The sequence below is a fragment of the uncultured Methylobacterium sp. genome (assembly GCF_964242245.1).
GTDB lineage: Bacteria > Pseudomonadota > Alphaproteobacteria > Rhizobiales > Beijerinckiaceae > Methylobacterium.
The window spans coordinates 1-18,422 of sequence record NZ_CAXTBY010000011.1; the positions used below are offsets into that span (position 1 = coordinate 1).

Annotated in this window: 17 protein-coding genes; 12 read left to right on the top strand and 5 right to left on the bottom strand. The window is 70.6% G+C overall.

Features of this window, described 5'->3' with window-relative positions; genetic code table 11:
* Nucleotides 1-181: 181 nt before the first annotated feature.
* Both ACFE8Y_RS04640 and ACFE8Y_RS04645 read right to left on the bottom strand, forming a co-directional pair.
* Nucleotides 182-2,122, bottom strand: a complete 1,941-nt coding sequence (locus tag ACFE8Y_RS04640; protein WP_375463226.1) for an AMP-binding protein — start codon at nt 2,120-2,122, stop codon at nt 182-184.
* 261 nt (nt 2,123-2,383) lie between these two features.
* A complete protein-coding gene (locus ACFE8Y_RS04645) occupies nt 2,384-2,563 on the bottom strand; it encodes a YdcH family protein (RefSeq protein ID WP_375463227.1) in 180 nt (59 codons plus the stop codon).
* 159 nt (nt 2,564-2,722) lie between these two features.
* On the opposite strand from ACFE8Y_RS04645, the gene ACFE8Y_RS04650 reads away from it, so the two are divergent.
* The 4 genes from ACFE8Y_RS04650 to ACFE8Y_RS04665 all read left to right on the top strand — a co-directional run bounded on the left by ACFE8Y_RS04650 (nt 2,723) and on the right by ACFE8Y_RS04665 (nt 5,870).
* Entirely contained in the window at nt 2,723-2,941 is a 219-nt protein-coding gene (locus ACFE8Y_RS04650; RefSeq protein WP_375463228.1) for a YdcH family protein, read from the top strand.
* A 107-nt stretch (nt 2,942-3,048) separates the two neighbouring features.
* Nucleotides 3,049-3,546: a 5-(carboxyamino)imidazole ribonucleotide mutase gene (gene purE / locus ACFE8Y_RS04655; protein WP_375463281.1), complete on the top strand. Its 498-nt coding sequence runs from the start codon at nt 3,049-3,051 to the stop codon at nt 3,544-3,546.
* Complete coding sequence (locus ACFE8Y_RS04660; RefSeq protein WP_375463229.1) at nt 3,543-4,643, top strand: 5-(carboxyamino)imidazole ribonucleotide synthase; 1,101 nt, start codon at nt 3,543-3,545, stop codon at nt 4,641-4,643. The genes purE and ACFE8Y_RS04660 overlap by 4 nt, the downstream gene beginning before the upstream one ends.
* A 354-nt stretch (nt 4,644-4,997) precedes the next feature.
* Complete coding sequence (locus ACFE8Y_RS04665; protein ID WP_375463230.1) at nt 4,998-5,870, top strand: tetratricopeptide repeat protein; 873 nt, start codon at nt 4,998-5,000, stop codon at nt 5,868-5,870.
* A gap of 55 nt (nt 5,871-5,925) precedes the next feature.
* On the opposite strand, the gene ACFE8Y_RS04670 is transcribed toward ACFE8Y_RS04665, so the two are convergent.
* The 3 genes from ACFE8Y_RS04670 to ACFE8Y_RS04680 form a co-directional block, all read right to left on the bottom strand.
* Nucleotides 5,926-6,906: an NAD-dependent epimerase/dehydratase family protein gene (locus ACFE8Y_RS04670; RefSeq protein WP_375463231.1), complete on the bottom strand. Its 981-nt coding sequence runs from the start codon at nt 6,904-6,906 to the stop codon at nt 5,926-5,928.
* A 13-nt stretch (nt 6,907-6,919) separates the two neighbouring features.
* Nucleotides 6,920-7,903, bottom strand: a complete 984-nt coding sequence (gene gmd, locus ACFE8Y_RS04675) for a GDP-mannose 4,6-dehydratase (protein ID WP_375463232.1) — start codon at nt 7,901-7,903, stop codon at nt 6,920-6,922.
* Between the two features lie 471 nt (nt 7,904-8,374).
* Entirely contained in the window at nt 8,375-9,496 is a 1,122-nt protein-coding gene (locus ACFE8Y_RS04680) for an aminotransferase class I/II-fold pyridoxal phosphate-dependent enzyme (protein WP_375463233.1), read from the bottom strand.
* 136 nt (nt 9,497-9,632) lie between these two features.
* Here ACFE8Y_RS04680 and ACFE8Y_RS04685 point away from each other — a divergent pair, with 136 nt between their 5' ends.
* The 8 genes from ACFE8Y_RS04685 to ACFE8Y_RS04720 all read left to right on the top strand — a co-directional run bounded on the left by ACFE8Y_RS04685 (nt 9,633) and on the right by ACFE8Y_RS04720 (nt 18,412).
* Nucleotides 9,633-10,901 carry an adenosylmethionine--8-amino-7-oxononanoate transaminase gene (locus ACFE8Y_RS04685; RefSeq protein WP_375463282.1) on the top strand — a complete coding sequence of 423 codons (1,269 nt, stop codon included), beginning with the start codon at nt 9,633-9,635 and terminating at the stop codon, nt 10,899-10,901.
* Between the two features lie 170 nt (nt 10,902-11,071).
* Nucleotides 11,072-11,470, top strand: coding sequence for a response regulator (locus ACFE8Y_RS04690; RefSeq protein ID WP_375463283.1), 399 nt, complete (start codon nt 11,072-11,074; stop codon nt 11,468-11,470).
* A gap of 295 nt (nt 11,471-11,765) precedes the next feature.
* Nucleotides 11,766-12,359 carry a MarR family winged helix-turn-helix transcriptional regulator gene (locus ACFE8Y_RS04695; RefSeq protein ID WP_375463234.1) on the top strand — a complete coding sequence of 198 codons (594 nt, stop codon included), beginning with the start codon at nt 11,766-11,768 and terminating at the stop codon, nt 12,357-12,359.
* 375 nt (nt 12,360-12,734) lie between these two features.
* Complete coding sequence (locus ACFE8Y_RS04700; protein ID WP_375463284.1) at nt 12,735-14,288, top strand: ABC transporter substrate-binding protein; 1,554 nt, start codon at nt 12,735-12,737, stop codon at nt 14,286-14,288.
* 24 nt (nt 14,289-14,312) lie between these two features.
* Nucleotides 14,313-15,290, top strand: coding sequence for an ABC transporter permease (locus ACFE8Y_RS04705; RefSeq protein WP_375463235.1), 978 nt, complete (start codon nt 14,313-14,315; stop codon nt 15,288-15,290).
* Nucleotides 15,287-16,246 carry an ABC transporter permease gene (locus ACFE8Y_RS04710; RefSeq protein WP_375463236.1) on the top strand — a complete coding sequence of 320 codons (960 nt, stop codon included), beginning with the start codon at nt 15,287-15,289 and terminating at the stop codon, nt 16,244-16,246. The genes ACFE8Y_RS04705 and ACFE8Y_RS04710 overlap by 4 nt, the downstream gene beginning before the upstream one ends.
* 199 nt (nt 16,247-16,445) lie before the next feature.
* A complete protein-coding gene (locus tag ACFE8Y_RS04715) occupies nt 16,446-17,426 on the top strand; it encodes an ABC transporter ATP-binding protein (protein WP_375463237.1) in 981 nt (326 codons plus the stop codon).
* Between the two features lie 5 nt (nt 17,427-17,431).
* The gene (locus tag ACFE8Y_RS04720; RefSeq protein ID WP_375463285.1) at nt 17,432-18,412 is read left to right on the top strand and encodes an ABC transporter ATP-binding protein; all 981 of its coding nucleotides are present in this window, start codon (nt 17,432-17,434) and stop codon (nt 18,410-18,412) included.
* The last annotated feature ends 10 nt before the right edge of the window (nt 18,413-18,422 follow it).

Below are 18,422 nucleotides of genomic sequence, written 5' to 3' on the forward strand. Positions count from 1 at the left end.
ATTCGTGCGTGCAAAAATCAGGACTTTCGCACGCGCGGCAACAGTCCGGCGTATCAAGGACTCGGCCGGTGCAAAAATCCGACACGAAACATCGGCCTGAGATGGTCGTGGCCGCACCGGTTTTGCGACCGATCGGCTGAAGGCCGACCGACGCCGACCCGCGGGCCTCCAGGTCCAGAGCTCAGCTTACCCCGATACCGCGGGCCTTCAGGCTCTCACCGATCTCGTCAAGCACGCCCGCGTCGTCGATCGTCGCCGGCATCGTCCAGGGCTCGTGGTCGGCGATGCGCTTCATCGTGGCGCGCAGGATTTTGCCCGAGCGCGTCTTCGGGAGCCGCGCGACGGTGAGCGCGAGCTTGAAGGCGGCCACCGGGCCGATCTCGTCGCGCACCTTGGCCACGAGTTCCCGCTCGATCTCGGCCGGGTCGCGCAGGACCTGCGCCTTGAGCACGACGAAGCCGCAGGGCGCCTCGCCCTTGAGCGCGTCGCGGATGCCGATGACCGCGCATTCGGCCACATCCGGGTGGGCGGCCAGCACCGCCTCCATGCCGCCGGTGGAGAGCCGGTGGCCGGCGACGTTGATGATGTCGTCGGTCCGGCCGAGCACCGTGACGTAGCCGTCGGCGTCGCGGATGCCGGCGTCCGAGGTGTCGTACCAGCCCGGATACGCGGCGAGGTAGCTCGCGCGCATGCGTTCGTCCGAGCCCCAGAGCGTCGGCAGGCAGCCCGGCGGCAGCGGCAGGCGGATCGCGAGGGTGCCCATCGTGCCCGCGGTGACCGGCCTGCCGCCCTCGTCGAGCACCTGCACGTCGTAGCCCGGCATCGGCACGCAGGCGCTGCCGCGCTTGACCGGGAGCAGCCCCAAGCCCACCGGGTTGCCTGCGATCGCCCAGCCGGTCTCGGTCTGCCACCAGTGGTCGATCACCGGCCGGCCGAGCACCCGCTCCGCCCAGGCGACCGAATCCGGGTCCGCCCGCTCGCCGGCGAGGAACAGGGTGCGGAAGCGCGCGAGGTCGTGGCCCGCGACGCACGCGCCCGTCGGGTCCTCCTTCTTGATCGCCCGGAGCGCGGTCGGCGCCGTGAACAGGCAGACGGCGCCGGTCTCGGCGACCACCCGCCAGAGCGCGCCGGGGTCCGGCGTGCCGACCGGCTTGCCCTCGTAGAGCACCGTGGTGCAGCCGTGCAGCAGCGGCGCGTAGACGATGTAGGAGTGCCCCACCACCCAGCCGATGTCGGAGGCGCAGAAGTAGGTCTCGCCCGGCGCCACGCCGTAGAGGTTGGTCATCGACCACGCCAGCGCGACGAGGTAGCCGCCGGTGTCGCGCACCACGCCCTTGGGCTTCCCCGTCGTGCCGGACGTGTAGAGGATGTAGAGCGGGTCGGTCGCGGCCACCGGCACGCACTCGACTGTTGCGCCCGCCGCCGCCGCGACCGCCCCGGCCCAGTCATGGTCGCGACCCGCGACGAGTCTCGCCGGGCCTTGCGGGCGCTGGAGGATCAGGCAGGCGTCGGGCTTGTGCTTTGAGGCCGCGATCGCCGCGTCGAGCAGGGGCTTGTAGGCGACCACCCGGTTCGGCTCGATGCCGCAGGAGGCGGCGAGCACCACCTTCGGCGCCGCATCCTCGATCCGCACGGCGAGTTCGTTGGCGGCGAACCCGCCGAACACCACCGAGTGGACGGCCCCGAGCCGGGTGCAGGCCAGCATCCCGAACAGGGCCTCGGGCACCATCGGCATGTAGAGTATCACCCGGTCGCCGCGCCCGACGCCGAGGCCGGCGAGCACGGCGGCAAGCGCCGTCACCGCGCCGAGCAACTCGGCGTAGCTGATACTGCGCTTGGTGCCCGTCACCGGCGAATCGTAGCGGATCGCGACCTGATCGGCCCGGCCGCCCGCGACGTGCCGGTCGACGGCGTTCCAGCACGCGTTCAGCGACGCGTCGGGGAACCATCGGCCGTAGACGCCGGCCCCCGCATCGAAGGCGCAGGTCGGCGCCCGCGTCCAGTCGACTGCCCGAGCAGCGTCCAGCCAGAACGCCTCGGGGTCGCGGGCCGCCGCCGCCTGGGCCTCGGCGTAGCGTCCGGGCGGAGGCTGGTCTGTGGATGGCAGGTCTGCGGATGGCATGGCGGCTCCTCGCTGGGGGCGGCCTCTATTACGGGCCGGCTCGATCGGACGAGCCTGGAGCATTTCCAAGCGAGGGGGTTGCCGGCTCGCGTAAAGACAATGCGACCACGCAAGGCACAGAGGGCATTTTTCGTGATCCGGGGATCATGGAAAATGCTCTGGCAGAACCGATGCACGCGCGCCGCGGGCGCGGCCCGACAAAAAACCGCGCCGCCGGTCACGGCGCGGCACATCGCGGTGTCGTTCGGAGCGGGGATGCGCTCAGTGCACCGTGTCGGCGGCCTGGAGGCGGCTGATCTCGTCCTTCAGGAGAAGCTTTCGTCGCTTCAACTCCGCGATGTGAAGGTCATCCTCCGCGGGCCGGAGGATCGCCTCGTGGATCTCGCGTTCGAGGGCTTCGTGCTTCCGGGCCAGTTGGCTGAGGTGCGTCTGCAGCGACATGAGTCGTGTCTCCTGTCATCGTTCCGACGCGGTGAGACTCGCACAAGATCGGCCGGCTGTCGAAGTCCTTTTCCGTGGGCATGACGTACGAAAGCTTGCCGCTCGGGCCGGGCTGACGCATGCTCCGGGGCAGGCAGGCGTGCGGTCTCGAAGGCGGCGATGACGGTTGAGTTGGTCCCGGATGCGCAATCCGAGCTGGACGTGGAACTGGCGCGGCTGAGGCAGGAGCACCGCGACCTCGACAGCGCCATCGACGCCCTGGAGCGCAACGTGGCGGGCGACCAGTTGCAGATCCAGCGCCTCAAGAAGCGCAAGCTGACGCTGCGCGACCGCATCTCCCATGTCGAGGATCAGATCACCCCCGACATCATCGCCTGATGGCGGTGGATGCCCTCGCGCGGCGCCTTGCCGGCATCCGTGCACCCCTGTAAGCGGCCGCATCGGGCCTCGCGCCACCCATTGCGAAGGAAGCGGGTTTGACGACGATGGTGCCGGCGCCTCCGGTCGCGATCATCATGGGCAGCCAGTCCGACTGGGCGACCATGCGGCACGCCGCCGAGACCCTCGACGCCCTCGCGCTCGCCTACGACGCGCGCATCGTCTCGGCCCACCGCACCCCGGACCGGCTCGTGGCCTTCGCCAAGGGCGCGCGGGCCGCGGGCTTCAAGGTGGTGATCGCCGGTGCGGGAGGCGCCGCGCACCTGCCCGGCATGGCCGCGTCGATGACGAGCCTGCCGGTGTTCGGCGTGCCCGTTCAGTCCAAGGCGCTGTCGGGGCAGGACAGCCTGCTCTCGATCGTGCAGATGCCGGCGGGCATCCCCGTCGGCACGCTGGCCATCGGCCCGGCCGGGGCGGTCAACGCCGCGCTGCTCGCCGCCGCCGTTCTGGCGCTCTCCGACAAGGCGCTCGCCGAACGCCTCGATGCGTGGCGCGCGGCCCAGACCGCATCCGTGGCCGAACGGCCGGAGACCACGCCCCCGTGACATCCAAGACTATCGGGCCCGGCAGCACCCTCGGCATCGTGGGCGGCGGCCAGCTCGGGCGCATGATCGCGCTGGCGGCGGCCGGTTACGGGCTCAAGGTCCACGTCTACTGCCCCGACGCCGACAGCCCGGCCTTCGACGTGGCGGCGCTCGCGACCTGCGCGGCCTACGACGACGCCGAGGCGCTCACCCGCTTCGCGCGGTCGGTCGACGTGGTCACCTACGAGTTCGAGAACATCCCGCGCGGGACCGCCGACCTGCTGGCGCGCCACGCGCCGCTCCACCCGAGCGCCGCGGCGCTCGCCACGACGCAGGACCGCCTCGCGGAGAAGGACTTCGTCAACCGGCTCGGCATTCCGACGGCGCCGTTCCGGGCGGTCGACACGCCCGACGACCTCGCCCGGGCCCTCGACGCCATCGGCCGCCCGGCGGTGCTCAAGACCCGCCGCTTCGGCTACGACGGCAAGGGCCAGCGCATCATCCGCACCGAGGCCGACTCGGACCGCAACGCGCTCTTCGCGGAGTTCGGGGGCGCCCCGCTGATCCTCGAAGGCTTCGTGGGCTTCGAGCGCGAGGTGTCCGTGGTCGCCGCGCGCGCCGCGGATGGCGGCTTTGCCGCCTACGACCTCTGCGAGAACGAGCATCGCGACCACATCCTCGCGGCAACCCGCGTTCCCGCGCCGGGCCTCAGCTCCGAGACGGCGCGGGCGGCGCTCGCCATGGCGCAGCGCATCGCCGACGCCCTCGACTACGTCGGCGTCCTGGCCGTCGAGATGTTCCTCGTGCGCGCGCCCGACGGGTCCGAGGGGCTCGTGGTCAACGAGATCGCGCCGCGGGTGCACAATTCCGGCCACTGGACCATCGAGGGCGCGCGGACCTCGCAGTTCGCCCAGCACGTCCGCGCGATCTGCGGCTGGCCCCTCGGGGATGCGTCCCGCACCGGCGGGATGCGGGTGGAGATGCGGAACCTCATCGGCGGCGAGGCCGAAGCCTGGAGCACCCTGCTCGCCGAGCCCGGCGCGCACCTCCACCTCTACGGCAAGGGCGAGGCCCGGCCCGGCCGCAAGATGGGCCACGTCACCCGGCTGATCGGCTGACGCGATCCGACATCCGGGTCCCGGAAGACACACCCGTCACTCGTCGCGCGGGCGAAACCGGCGATTTTCGCGGTCGGGTCGGCCGGGCCATACGATCGCCACATCCACCCGCTTCCACGGGTTCGTGGCCTGTTGGTGCGTCTCACGACACATCCCTGGCCCGGTCGCGTCCTGCTGGTGTCGAGGCCGTCGGCAGGCGTTCTGAGAGGCGCTCTTAAGAGGGCGTTCACCGCGATGGACGAACGTGCCGGTGTCCTCGGGCGACCGGGCCGAACGGTCCCTGACCCGGGCCGATTCGGAGCGAGGACACAGTATCGGACGCGCGGGACGGACCGTGCCGAGGGGAATGGGACGATGACGTCACAGAGCGTGCGGTTCCCGAGAGCGGCCTTCCTGGGCCTTGCCGCCGTTGCGAGCGTGGCGCTCGCCGGCTGCGAGACCGTGGGCAGCGCCGCCGGAGCGCGGCAGTACGCCGTGCTGGAGGCCGACACCACCGGCGCGACCAACGTCAACATCGCCTCGCTGACCGAGGTGGTGCAGCGCAACCCGAACGATGCGGCCGCCTACAACACCCGCGGCGCCGCCTTCGCCCGCGCGGGCCAGTTCGGCGATGCGATCAGCGACTTCACCAAGGCGGTGCAGATCGATCCGAACTCCGGCTCCGCCTACAACAACCGGGCGCTCGCCTACCGTCAGACCGGACGCAACGACGCGGCGCTGCAGGACTTCACCAAGGCGATCGAGGCGGACCCGAATTACGGCCCCGCCTACATCGGCCGCGCCAATGTGCTGCGGGCCGGCGGCGATGTCGATCGTGCGCTCGCCGACCTCAACGTCGCCATCCGCCTGATGCCGGAATCGGCGGAAGCCTACCACGCCCGCGGCCTCGTCCGGCAGAAGCAGGGCCAGGAGGCCCAGGCCATCGCCGACTTCGACGCGGCGATCGACCGCAACCCCTTCGTCAGCGCGCCCTACGCCGCCCGCGGACAGAGCCTGATCGCCACCAGCCAGTACGACAAGGCGATCGAGGACTACAACGCGGCGCTCAACGTCAACAACAAGGACGCGACGAGCTGGGCCTACCGCGGCCTCGCCTACGAGAAGTCGAACCGGCGCAAGGACGCGATGGAGAACTACCAGCGCGCCTCGACCATCGACCCGAACAACCCGATCGCCCGGCAGGGGCTCAGCCGCGTGCAGGGCGGCGTCGGTGCGCTGTTCAACTGAGGCCGGACGGACCCGTAAGCGTCGTCGGAGCGCGTGACACGCCGAGGCCGCCGGTTCAGGCGGTCGGACCGGTCCGGTACGAGACCTGCGCCCGCGCCTCGTCGAGGATCTCGGCCAGGGCGGCGTGCCAATCCTGCGTCGGTTCCCAGGCCATCGCAGCCTTGAGGCGCGACGCGTCACCGGCCGCGATCGCGATCTCCGACGGCCGCATCCGGTCCTGCGCGACGCGCACCTCGAACGGCACCCGTGACAGGCCGGTCAGGTCCGACAGGATGCTGCCGATGCTGCGTGGAAGGCCGGAACAGACGTTGAACACCGAGCCGCTCGGGATGCCATCGACGTTGTCGAGCAGATCGACGTAGGCGCGTACGACGTCGCCGATCGGCAGGAAATCCCGCCGTGCGTCGAGGTTTCCGACCTCCAGCATGGGTGGCGCCAGCCCGGCTTCGATCCGGGCGATCTGGCCCGCGAACGACGGAACGACGAAGCGCTCGTCCTGTCCGGGACCGATGTGGTTGAACAGCCGCAGGATCACGAGCCGCACGCCCGCCTTCGGCAGCACGTCGAGGAGGATCTGCTCGCCGAACCACTTCGAGCGCGCGTAGTTCCCGAGCGGCATCGGCTCGACGTCCTCGCCGACCGCGCCGCCCGTCAGGAACGCGCGCCCGTACACCTCCCCGGAACTCGCGAAGACGAGGTTCGAGCCCGCCGCGAAACGCGCCACGGCGTCGGCGAGGTTCAGGAGCCCGACGACGTTGGCGCGCCACAGCTCCGTCGGCGCATCGGCCGATTGCTGCACGGATGCCATCCCTGCGAGGTGCAGCACGTCGGTCGGCCGATACTCGGCGACGCAGGCTGACACCGCGGCCGCGTCGAGCAGGTCGATCTGTCGGAACGCCGCACCCTCGGGCGGCCCGTCGAAGCGGCCGCGGCCGATACCCACGATCCTGTCGGAAGGGCCCGCACCTGACGCCAGCGCGGCCAGGATGTGCCGCCCGACGAAGCCGGCCGCTCCGGTGACGAGGATACGCCTCACGCCGCCTCGCGGCTCAGGAGTGCGCGCCGAGGCGCTTGAGATCGGCCTCGACCATCTCCTGGATCATCGTTTCCAGGGAGATCCCGGCCTTCCAGCCGAACGCGGCCTCCGCCTTGGCCGGGTTGCCGAGCAGCACCTCGACCTCGGCCGGGCGGAACAGCTTCTCGTCGATGATCAGGTGGTCGGACGAGGCCAGCCCGACGTGTCGGAAGGCGATCTCGCACATGTCGCGCACCGTGGTGGTCCGCCCGGTTGCGATCACGAAGTCGTCCGGGCTCTCCTGCTGGAGCATCATCCACATGGCGCGGACGTAGTCCTTGGCGTGGCCCCAGTCGCGCTTGGCGTCGATGTTGCCGAGCCGTAGCTCCTTGGCGAGCCCGAGCTTGATCCGAGCGACGCCGTCGGTGACCTTGCGGGTGACGAACTCGACGCCGCGCAGGGGCGATTCGTGGTTGAACAGGATGCCGTTCGAGGCGTGCAGGTTGAAGCTCTCGCGGTAGTTGATCGTCATCCAGTGGGCGTAGAGCTTGGCCACGCCATAGGGCGAGCGCGGGTAGAACGGGGTCGCCTCGCTCTGCACCTGCTCCTGGATCAGGCCGAACATCTCGGAGGAGGAGGCTTGGTAGTAGCGCGCGTCGGGCTTCAGGGTGCGCACGCACTCGAGCAGGTTGACCGCGCCCAGGCCGGTGATCTGCCCGGTCAGCAGCGGCTGCTGCCAGGAGGCGGTGACGAAGGACTGCGCGGCGAGATTGTAGACCTCGTCCGGCTGCACCTGTTGCACGATGCGCGCGAGGCTCGACAGGTCGAGCAGGTTGCCGTCGTGCAGCGCCACGTCCTCGCCGATGCCGAGCCACTTGAGCCGGTGGTCGAAGACGCCGGCATGGCTGGAGCGGCGTACGACCCCGTGGACGGCGTAGCCCTTCTCCAAGAGCAACTGCGCGAGGTAGGCGCCGTCCTGCCCGGTGATGCCGGTGATCAACGCTCGTTTGTTGGTCATTCTCTATACTCCGTGTCTTCGACGTCGCGACGATCGCTCAGGATGGCAGGAATACGGTCCGGCTCGGCCGGCAGGCGCGGGTCGCACCCGTCATAGTCGATGTTCGATTGCATCGCATCCCGTTTCCGGAATCCCTCGGTGTGGTGCCGTCAAATCCGGGTGGATGCCCGGCGGAACGCAATGGACCCGGAATGCCCGGCAGGCTCCTGCGCCGCAAGATCAAATTCGCGCCGTGCCGATCTTCCATACCGCCACGCATGCACGGCAACATTTGTGCCTCTGCCGCGACGCCCTCTCCAACACGACCGATCGAAGCGCCCGGTGTCCCGATCCAGGGTCGATCGAAAAAGAGGCCTCGGAACGCAGTGACCGTCCAGGCTTGCGTTTGATCGGCCGTCCGCGCCGCGATCCTCGACAGGACCGCTGATCTCCCGCAGGCCGGGCGTGACCGGATGCCCCACGCCCTTGAGATCACGAGATCTCAAGGGCTGCGAAGCCCGCGACGAGGGCATCGACCTGGGCCTCGTCGTGCGCCGCCGAGAAGGCGACGCGCAGCCGGGCGGTCCCCGGCGCCACCGTCGGAGGGCGGATCGCGACGACGAGGAAGCCTGCGGCCTCCAGCGCGGCCGACAGGTCGAGGGCGGCCTCCGCTTCCCCGACGAGCACCGGGACCACCGCGCTCTGCGCCTCCGGCAGGCCCAGGCCGGCGGTGAACCGGCGCGCCAGCGCGAGCGGCCGCGCACCGCGCGCGGGCTCCGCCTCGAGGATCGCGAGGGCTTCGAGGGCCGCCGCTGCGGAGGCCGGCGGCAGGCCGGTGGTGTAGACGAAGCTGCGGGCGCGGCTCGTCAGCAGGTCGACCACCGGGCGCGACGCGCAGAGGTATCCGCCGTAGGAGCCCAGCGCCTTGGACAGGGTGCCCATCTCCAAGGGCGCCCGCGGGCCGCCCTCGACCACGCCGAGGCCGTGGGCGTCGTCGACGAGCGTCCAGGCGTCGTACGCCTCGGCGAGCCCGAGGATGTCGCCGAGGGGCGCCCGGTCGCCGTCCATGCTGAAGACCCGCTCCGTCAGGATCATCGCGCGGTGGTGCGCGTCGCGCTGCACGGCGAGCAGGCGCGCGAGGTCGCCGACGTCGTTGTGGCGGAAGGGCTGGACCACGGCCCCGGAGACCCGGGCCCCGCTCCACAGGCAGGCATGGGCGAGGTCGTCGACGAGGACGAGGTCGCCGGGTCCGACGAGGGCCGGGGTGATGCCGAGGTTGGCCAAGTATCCGCTGCCGAAGACCAGCGCGGCGTCCGCGCCCTTGTGGGCCGCGAGGCGCTCCTCCAGCTCTGCCAGCAGCGGATGGTTGCCGGTCACGAGGCGGGACCCTCCCGCCCCCGCGCCGTAGGCATCGACGGCCGCCCGCGCCGCGGCGACCACCCGCGGATCGTGGCTGAGTCCGAGATAATCGTTGCAGGAGAAGGACACGAGCCTGCGCCCGCCCCGCTCGACCGTCGCGCCGGCAGCCCGCACGGTCGGCACCAGCCGGCGGCGCAGGGCGCCCGCCTCCAGGCGGGACAGCTTGGCCTGCGCGAAGGTTTCGAGGCTCGACATCGCGCCTCAAGGCGCCGCGCCGAGGCGCGAAGTCAAGCCGCGATGCTCGAACGCCGAGTGGCGGCCCGCCCGGCGCAACCGATCCTCGGACACGTCCGCCTTGACCGGACATCCCTTTCCCCGGCATCCGGGACCGATGCGGACACGAGGCTCGACGGCACCGCACCTCTGGCGGCCCTACACGCAGATGAAGACGGCGATGCCGCCGCTGGAGGTCGTGCGCACCCACGGCGCGCGCCTCGTGCTGGCCGACGGGCGCGAACTGGTGGACGGCATCGCCTCGTGGTGGACGGCGGTGCACGGGTACAACCATCCCCACATCGCGCGGGCGGTGGCGGCGCAGGTCGAGACGATGCCGCACGTGATGTTCGGCGGCCTGACCCACGCACCCGCCGAGCGGCTGGCGCGCCGGCTGGCCGACCTGCTGCCGGGCGACCTCGATCACGTCTTCTTCACCGATTCCGGCTCGGTCGCCGTCGAGGTGGCGCTGAAGATGGCGGCGCAGCTCTGGCTCAACCGCGGCGAGACCGGACGCAGCCGCGTGCTCGCGTTCCGCGGCGGCTATCACGGCGACACGATGGGGGCGATGTCGGTCTGCGACCCGGAGGACGGCATGCACCGCCGCTTCGGCGGCTACCTCCCGTCGCAGGTCTTCTGCGACCTGCCGCGGACGCGTGCGGACATCGCCGCCCTCGACGCCGCCCTCGACCGGCACCGGAGGGAGCTTGCCGCGGTGATCGTCGAGCCCCTGGTCCAGGGCGCGGGCGGCATGCGGATGCACCCGCCCGAGGTGCTGGCGACGATCGCGCGCCTTGCCCGCCGGCACGGCCTGCCGCTGATCCTCGACGAGATCTTCACCGGCTTCGGCCGCACCGGAACGATGTTCGCCTGCGCGCAGGCGGACGTCGTGCCCGACATCCTCTGCCTGTCGAAGGCGCTGACCGGCGGCACGATGGCGCTCGCGGCCACGATCGCCACGGCCGAGGTCTTCGATGGGTTCTGGTCCGACGATCCGGGCGCCGCGCTGATGCACGGGCCGACCTTCATGGCCAACCCGCTCGCCTGCGCGGCGGCCAACGCCAGCCTCGACCTGTTCGCCGGCGAACCCCGCCTTGATCAGGCCCGCGCGATTGCAGCGTGCCTCGCGGACGGCCTGGAGCCCCTGCGCGCGCTCCCCGGCATCGCCGACGTTCGCACCCTCGGCGCGATCGGCGCCGTGCAGTTCGAGGCACCGCCGGATCTGACCGTCCTCAAGGCGCGGTTTCTGGAGCGCGGCGTCTGGGTGCGGCCCTTCGGCGACATCGTCTACCTGACGCCCGCGCTGACCATCGACCGGGGCGATCTCGACCACCTGCTCGACGCCGTCGCATCCGTGCTCCGTGAGGGCGTACCGCCGGGCGCATAGGACGCGTCGCGCCGCGCGCGATCGACGCCGCCCGCGTCGCGTGCTGCCGTCCCGCGTCGACGTTCAGCGTGGCTGCAACCGGAACGCGGTTCTGCCGTTGGACATCGGACCGAAACGGCCCGAGGGACGCGGTGCCCCCTCCCGATGCCGCCGGTATCGAGACGCTGGAGATGCACATCGTGACGAGCGAGCAGACGAGCCCCCAGGACGCCCGGCCCGTGATCCTTCTCGTCGAGGACGAGGCGCTGACCATCATGGACCTCGGCGACGTGCTGGAAGGCGGCGGCTACGAGACGGTCCAGTGCGCGTCGGCCGAGCGCGCCCTGAGCATCCTCCAGGCGCGCCCCGACATCTGCGGCCTCGTCACCGATGTGGAATTGTCGGGCAAGGTCAACGGCTTCGATCTCGCGAGCTCGGTGGCGGAGGCGCGCCCGAAGCTGCCGATCCTGATCGTCTCGGGCCGCGCCGCGCCCGATCCCGCCCGGATGCCGGCGGGCGCTCAGTTCATCTCCCGTCCGTGCAGCGGCGAGGACATCCTGGACCAGCTCCGCCGCCTGATGCCCTGCTGAGGTCCCGCATCCGGGCATCATCCGGAGCTCCGTCCGATTCCGTCATCGCAGCTTCACACGCCCGCGGCACAGCCCGTCCGGCGACGCTCCGAACCCATGAAGGTTGGGATCGTTTCCGGTCGCGGCACTTGCGGGGTAGAGGATGTCGGCGGCGGACGAGATGCCTTTTGCCGCTCCGCTCGGCGAAACCCCGGGGCTGGACGTGGGCAGGGCCAAGGACGTGTGCAGGGCCAAGCACGCCAAGAAGTCCGAGGCAGAGCGTGGCCGGAAGCGCGCAGGGTCCGTCATCGAAGGGATGGCTCCGCCGCCCCGCGATGCGCCGGTCGAAGCACCCGCAGGATCGAAGCGTCCGGGCGTCAAGGCTTCGGGCTCCAAGCCGCCGGGCGCGAAGAGCGTAGGCTGGGCGCTGGTCCAGGCCGCCCGCCTGCACCGCGCCCGCATCGGCGATCGGCTCGCGGGGCTCGACCTCTTCGCGGGCCAGGAGCAGGTGGTGCAGGTTCTCGCCGCCGCCGGCACGATGACGATGGGCGATCTCGCGGCGACCCTGCGGGTGCGTCCGCCGACCGCGTCGAAGACGATCTCCCGGCTCGCGGCCCTCGGCTTCGTCGAGCGGCGGGCCGAGGCCGGCGACGGCCGCGTGGTCCGGGTGCGCCTCACGGAGACCGGCCTCGCCAAGGCGGAGGCGATCGAGCGGATCTGGGACGACGTCGAGGCCGAGCTTCTCGCCGGCTTCGACGGCAAGGACCGGCGTCGCCTGCGCAAGCTCCTGCGCAGAGCCGCCCGCGGACTCGCCGAGGCCGGCGGCCTCACCGGCCACGACACGGAGGCCGATGCCGAGATCGAGGCCGACGACGAACCGGAGACGACGACCGCGCCGGCCTCGGATTGACGGCCTGCATCCACCGACCGGGCATCGGGTACGGCCGTAGCCCCCGCGCGGCGCGCGGCGTACGACCTCTCGCAAGGAGACGGTCTCCGCGTGCAGTCGTCGTCCCGCGTCGACGCGACCCCTGGCACGAGTTCCGCATGCGAGCGTCGGCCTGCGCTCTCGCCGTCGCGCAGGTTGGGTGCCGGATGGTCGTGCGACGGATCGATCGGGCCGGCACGGCCGTATTGACCGGGTGTCGCTTCCTTGGGCATTCAGGTCCCTGGGCATCCGGCTCCCGATCGTTCAGGGACCGGCGCTCCCGACGATGTCATGCGCCTTGAGGAGTTGCGTTTGTCGAAATCACGGGTGCGGGCGATCCTGGCGGGCGCGAGCCTCATGGTCGCCATCGGCGCGGCACCGGCGGACGCCGCCAACGTCTTCCGCTTCGCCTTCCAGGGCGACATCAAGTCCCTCGACCCGTACTCCCTCAAGGAGAGCTTCACGATCGGCATGCACGCCGCGGTCTACGAGAGCTTGATCACCCGCGACAAGGACCTGAAACTCGCGCCGCAACTGGCCGAATCCTGGGAGACCCCCGAGCCGACCCGCTGGCGCTTCCACCTGCGCAAGGGCGTCAAGTTCCACGACGGCTCGGATTTCACCGCCGACGACGTGATCTTCTCCGCGCAGCGGGTGCGTGCGACCGGCTCGAACTTCCAGACGAACGTGCCCTCGGACGCCGAGTTCGTGAAGGTCGACGACTTCACCGTCGACATGGTGCTCAAGAAGCCCAACCCGATCGCGGTGTACCAGTTCTCCGGCTGGTACATCATGTCGAAGGCCTGGGCCGAGAAGAACGGCACTGTCGCGCCGACGCCGCCGACGGCGACCTCGCCGAGCTACGCGACGCTCCACGAGAACGGCACCGGCCCGTTCGTCATCACCGAGCATCAGCCCGGCGTCCGCACGATCTTCAAGAAGTTTCCCGGTTACTGGGGCCACCTCGAGTCGAACCTCGACGAGGCGGTGTTCACCACGATCGGCAACGACGCCACCCGCGTCGCGGCTTTGCTCGGCGGCGAGGTCGACTGGATCGATCCGGTGCCGCTCCAGGACCAGAGCCGCGTCAACGGCAGCGGCAACGCGACGGTGATGACCGGGCCGGAGCTGCGCACGGTCTTCCTCGGCATGGATCAGGTGCGGGACGAGCTGAAGGATTCGAGCGTCAAGGGCAGGAACCCGTTCAAGGACGTGCGCGTGCGCGAGGCGATGTACCTCGCCATCGATGAGGACACGATCGCCAAGCGCGTCATGCGCGGACAGGCGGTGCCCTCCGCCCTGATGATCGCGCCGGCGCTGTTTCCCCTCGCCGATGCGTTCAAGCGGCCGGCCTCGGACGCGAAGAAGGCCAAGGCTCTGCTGACGGAAGCCGGCTATCCCGAAGGCTTCACCGTGGGGATGGATTGCCCGAACGACCGCTACGTCAACGACGAGGCGATCTGCCAAGCCGCGGTCTCGATGCTGGCCCGCATCGGCGTGAAGGTGAACCTCAACGCCCAGCCCAAGGCCAAGTACTTCGCCAAGGTGCTGGCGCCGGCCTACGACACCTCGTTCTACCTGCTCGGCTGGACGCCGTCCTCGCTCGATTCGCACAACATCCTCTACGAGATCGTCGGCTGCCGCACCGACCCGAAGTCCGGCCGCGGCGGGTGGAACCTCGGCGGCTACTGCAACCCGAAGATCGACGCGATCGCCGATCAGGTCGAGGGCGAGACCGATCAGGACAAGCGCAACGCCGCGATCAAGCAGGGCTTCGAGATCCTCCAGGCGGATTGGGGCGCCATCCCCCTGCACCAGCAGGCGCTGGCCTGGGGCGTGTCGAGGAAGGTCACCCTGACCCAGCGGCCGGACAACGAGTTGCTGCTGTTCTGGGTCTCGAAGCAGCCGTGAGGCGCGCGCGCGGAGGCTGACCCGATGCTCGCCTTCGTCCTCCGTCGCCTCCTGCAATCGGTCGCGGTGCTCGCCGTCGTTGGGCTGATCGCCTTCTCGATGTTCCGGTTCGCGGGCGACCCCGTGAACCAGATCGTCGGCGTCGACACGCCGGTCGCCGAGCGGGTGGAGATCCGGAAGAGCCTCGGCCTCAACGATTCGATCGCGGTGCAGGCCGCCCGCTACGCCGGCAACGTGGCGCGCGGCGACTTCGGCATCTCCTACCAGTTCCGCCAGCCCGTCTCGGCGCTGCTTGCCGAGCGCATGCCGGCAACGCTGGAACTCGCGCTCTGCGCGACGATCTTCGCGCTCTCCGTCGGCATCCTGATGGGCGTCTACTGCGCCCTTCGCCGCGACACTGTCCTGGCAAAACTGTTCCTGGCGATCTCGCTCGTCGGCGTCAGCCTGCCGACCTTCCTGATCGGCATCCTGCTGATCTTCCTGTTCTCGGTCACGCTCGGCTGGCTGCCCTCGTTCGGGCGCGGCGACACGGTGCGGCTCGGCTGGTGGACCACCGGCTTCCTCACGGTCTCGGGGCTGCGCGCCCTGATCCTGCCCGCGATCACCCTCGGGCTGTTCCAGATGACGCTGATCATGCGGCTCGTGCGCGCTGAGATGCTGGAAGTCCTGCGCGCCGATTACATCCGCTTCGCCCGGGCGCGCGGCCTGACCACCCGCTCGATCCATTTCGGTCACGCCCTGAAGAACACGCTCGTCCCCGTGATCACCATCGCCGGCCTCCAGCTCGGCTCGGTCATCGCCTTCTCGATCATCACCGAGACGGTGTTCCAGTGGCCCGGCATGGGCCTCTTGTTCGTGCAGGCGGTGCAGAACGTCGACATCCCGATCATGGCCGCCTACCTGCTGCTCGTCGCCGCGATCTTCGTGGCCATCAATCTCGCCGTCGACGTGCTCTACACGGTCGTCGATCCCCGCCTGCGGCTCTCGGCGCGCGCCGCATGAGCGCGCCCGCCGACGTCGCGGCATTCGTGCCCGGCGGCAGGCCGCCGTCGCGCTGGGCGCGGTTCCGGGACTCCGACCTCTTCGCGAGCTTCCGCCGCTCCAAGCTCGCGATCGTCGCGCTCGCCGTCACGGTCCTGCTGTTTACCGTGGCGCTCGCCGCTCCCTGGATCTCGCCGCAGAACCCCTACGACCCGGCGCAGCTCGACCTGATCAACTCCAACCTGCCGCCCATCTGGACGGCCGAGGGGCAGGCGCCGTTCGTGATCGGCACCGACGACCAGGGCCGCGACGTGCTCTCGGCCGTCTTCTACGGGCTGCGCCTGTCCTTGGTGATCGGCATCCTCGGCGTGCTGGTCTCGGGCACGCTCGGCCTCGCGCTCGGGCTGATCGCCGGCTACTTCGGCGGGCTCGTCGACACCCTCATCATGCGGGTGGCCGACGTGCAGCTCACCTTCCCGGCGATCCTGATCGCGCTGGTGGTCGACGGCGTCGCCAAGGCCGCGGCCGGCGGCGGGCTCGACACCACCGCCACCATCGGCCTGATCGTGGTCTCGATCGGTCTGTCGTTCTGGGTGCAGTACGCCCGCACCGTGCGCTCCTCGGTGATGGTCGAGAAGAACAAGGACTACGTCCAGGCCGGCCGCCTGATCGGCCTCTCGTCCCCGGTCATCATGGTGCGCCACGTCCTGCCGAACGTGCTCGGGCCCGTCTTCGTCATCGCCACGATCAACCTCGCGCTCGCGATCATCACCGAGGCGACGCTCTCGTTCCTCGGCACGGGGCTGCCCGAGACCATGCCGTCGCTGGGCACCCTGATCCGCACCGGCAACCGCTTCCTGTTCTCGGGCGAGTGGTGGATCGTCGCCTTCCCCGGCTTGGCGCTCGCCGGGCTGGTGCTGGCGATCAACCTCTTGGGGGATTGGCTGCGCGACGCGCTGAACCCGAAGCTGCAATGATGGGCGCGCGACACGCTCCGACGCCTCTTCCCTCCCCCCTCCGCGGGGGAGGGTGGCCCGCGAAGCGGGTCGGGAGAGGGGAGCGACCTCTCCGGACATGGCGCTCCCCTCACCCGACCCTCGCTCACGCGCGGGCCACCCTCTCCCGCAGGGGGGAGAGGGAAGGCGCGCGCGTGGCCCGCCGGAGATCGGCCACCCGATGACCGACCCCGTCCTCTCCGTCCGCAACCTCTCCGTCGCGTTCGACACCCGCCGCGGCCTCCTCAAGGCCATCGACGGCGTCTCCTTCGACATTGCCCGCGGTGAGATCCTGGGCGTCGTCGGCGAGTCGGGCGCGGGAAAATCCGTCACCGGCGCGGCCGTCATCGGGCTGATCGATCCGCCCGGCCGGATCAGCGGCGGTGAGATTCGGCTCGGGGCTGAGCGCATCGACAACCTGCCCCCAGACAGGATGCGGCGCATCCGCGGGCGGCGGATCGGCATGATCTTCCAGGACCCGCTGACCTCCCTCAACCCGCTCTACCGCATCGGCCGGCAGATCGTGGAGACGGTGCGGACCCACACCGATCTCTCGGCCAAGGCGGCGCGAACGCGGGCCATCGACCTGCTCGCCGAGGTCGGCATCCCGGCCCCCGAGCGGCGCATCGACGGCTACCCGCACGAGTTCTCCGGCGGCATGCGCCAGCGCGTGGTGATCGCGCTGGCGCTCGCGGCCGAGCCGGAGCTCATCATCGCCGACGAGCCGACCACGGCGCTGGACGTGTCGGTGCAGGCGCAGATCATCACCCTGCTGAAGCGCCTCGGGCGCGAACGCGGCACCGCCGTGATGCTCGTGACCCACGACATGGGCGTGATCGCCGAGGCCGCCGACCGGGTCGCGGTGATGTATTCCGGCCGGATCGCCGAGATCGGGCCGGTGCGCGCGGTGGTCGGCGACCCGCTCCACCCCTACGCCAAGGGCCTGATGGGGGCGATCCCGACGCTCACGCAGGAGACGGGGCGCCTCGTCCAGATCGCCGGCTCGATGCCGCGGCTGACTGCGATCCCGGACGGCTGCGCCTTCCATCCACGCTGCCCGAGCGTGTTCGCCCGCTGCCGGGTCGAGCGGCCCGACCCGATCCCCGTCGGCGCGCACCGCGTCGCCTGCCACCTCTACGATCGGCACGAGGCCGCCGCGTGAGCGCCGTGACGCCCTACGTCGAGGTCGAGAACCTGCGCCGGCTGTTCGACGTGTCGAAGCCCTGGCTCAACCGGGTGATCGAGCGTCAGCCGAAGCAGTGGTTGAAGGCCGTCGACGGCGTGGCCTTCACGATCAACCGCGGCGAGACCTTCGCGCTCGTCGGCGAATCGGGCTCCGGCAAGTCGACGGTGGCGCGGATGGTGGTCGGCCTGCTGCCGCCGACGAGCGGGGACGTGCGCATCACCGGCATCTCGATGACGAACCCGGCCGAGGCCGCCGCGCGCCGCCGCCTGCGCCGCCGCATCCAGATGGTGTTCCAGGACCCCTACGCCTCGATGAACCCGCGCTGGCGCGTCGGGAAGATCGTCGCGGAGCCGATCCGGGCGTTCAACCTGATCCCGGGCGATGCGGCCGTCAGTGCCCGCGTCGGCGAATTGCTGACGCTTGTTGGGCTCCATCCCGACGACGGCGTGAAGTACCCGCACGAATTCTCCGGTGGGCAGCGCCAGCGCGTGGCCATCGCCCGGGCGCTCGCCTCCGAGGCCGAGTTCCTGGTCGGCGACGAGCCGACCTCGGCGCTCGACGTCTCGGTGCAGGCCCAGATCCTCAACCTGATGCGCGACCTCCAGGACCGCCTCGGCCTGACCTACCTGTTCATCAGCCACAACCTCGCCGTGGTGCGCCACATGGCGAGCCGGATCGGCGTGATGTACCTCGGCCGCGTCGTCGAGATCGGCGGCGGGCGCGCGCTGTTCACGCACCCCAAGCACCCCTACACGCGGATGCTGCTCGACGCGGTGCCCGACATCGGCCTGACCGGACGGCAGCGTACCCCCGTGTCCGGTGAGATCCCGAACCCGATCGACCCGCCGCCGGGCTGCGCCTTCAACCCGCGCTGCCCGTTCGCCAACGACCGCTGCCGCGCCGAGGTGCCGGTGCTGACCGACGGCGTCGCGTGCCACGGCTATCAAGAGGGGCGGCTGTGATCGTCCATCG